Below are 810 nucleotides of genomic sequence, written 5' to 3'. Positions count from 1 at the left end.
TCTTTTCCAGCAGGTTGCCGTTGAGGTCGTAGGCGTAGGCGGTGCGTTGGCCGTCGAAGCCGGTTTCCTGTCGGATCAGGCCGTTGGGGTGGTAGTCCAGTTGATAGGTTTCGCCAACTTCGTTTTCGATTTCAGTTAGCAAAAGGCGGGCGTTGTCGTAGCGATACTTGACCTGAGTGCCGTCGGCGTTGATGCGGCGGCTGATCAGGTGCAGGCCGTCGGCGTATTCGTAGCGGGTGACGTGGCCGAGTTCATCGCGTTCGGCGATGATTTTTCCGTAAGGGTTGTAGCTGAACTCCCGATAAGTACCGTCGGATTGGGTCAGTTTCAGCAGGCGCCCTACCGCGTCCCATTGATACTGAGTCAGCGCGCCAAGCTCATCCTCACGCGACAATTGCCGGCCCAGATCGTCATAGCGATAACGCATGATGCTTCCATTGGGCAACTGTTCTTCAACAAGCTGCCCACGCTCATTCCACACCAGCCGATGACAACTGTTGTCGGGATACCAGACCCCGGTCAGTTGCCCTTGCTTGTCGTAGCTGTAGTCCGTCGCGTCGCTGTCCGGATCAATCCTGCGGATGACATCGCCTTGCTCATTACGCTCGTATTTCCAAACCGCCTCACCACGCCGCACGACCCGTACGAAACCATTGTCATGCTCGTAGGACGTCGGCTCATCCTCCCCCGGAAACAGCGCGATCAAGCGTCCGGCTTCGTCGTACTGATACGCCGTCACCGCGCCCAGCGGGTCCTGCTCGACGGTCAGTCGGCCCTTGTCGTCGTAGGATTTGAAATGCCGGGCGCCGT

1 pseudogene is annotated in these 810 nt (G+C 58.4%); it reads right to left on the bottom strand.

What is annotated here, in order from left to right:
- Positions 1-810: pseudogene (locus BFP96_RS31365) on the bottom strand (type IV secretion protein Rhs); the annotation flags it as partial.

Source organism: Pseudomonas sp. 34 E 7 (genome assembly GCF_900005715.1).
GTDB classification, from domain to species: domain Bacteria; phylum Pseudomonadota; class Gammaproteobacteria; order Pseudomonadales; family Pseudomonadaceae; genus Aquipseudomonas; species Aquipseudomonas orientalis_A.
This window is presented reverse-complemented; position numbering and strand designations above follow the sequence as displayed.